The following is a 572-nucleotide window of genomic DNA, read 5'->3' on the forward strand; positions in this document are numbered from 1 at the left end:
CCAGTCTCCAGATAGCAAAAATCGGTGCAGGTTCCACCGACGAAGCAGCCAATAATTTTAAAAACTTTCTTACCAAAATTTTTGCCCGCGATACTCAGAAACAGTTTGCTGATCTGGGTATTGATTTGCAGGGATCTATTGCGAGTTATAAAGCTGCGGGGATCTCTCCGATTGAAGGGATGTTGAGTGTTATAGAACGTTACCTCAATGCCAAAAGCCCCGAAGCGCTGGCCGGCTTCAAATCAGCCATGAAAATAAAGAATGATACGGCAAGAGATGAGGCACTTCAGGCTCTGGCGAAAAACTTTGGTCTGGGCGATATGTTCGCGGATATGCAGGTCATGGCATTTATCCGCCCGATGCTGGCCAACATGGACAGATATCGAGAGATCCGTGCCGGTGCTCTCAGGGCTGCGGATAACGATTTGCTTGCCAGTGCTTATGATCAGCGGCTGAAATCTCCCCTTGAAGCCACTAAAACACTTATGGTCAGCGGTCGCGATCTGGCAATTACGCTGGGCGATCAATTAGCTCCATCTTTTATTTCTTTGACTCAGGAACTGCTTCCACTC

1 protein-coding gene is annotated in these 572 nt (G+C 47.9%); it reads left to right on the top strand.

Translation table 11 applies throughout. The annotated features are described in order from the left end of the window. The coding region (locus CXQ91_RS24280; RefSeq protein ID WP_219816616.1) for a hypothetical protein at window positions 1–572 on the top strand (572 nt) is incomplete at both ends.

Source organism: Arthrobacter sp. Y81, assembly GCF_002929335.1.
Classification (GTDB): domain Bacteria; phylum Actinomycetota; class Actinomycetes; order Actinomycetales; family Micrococcaceae; genus Arthrobacter.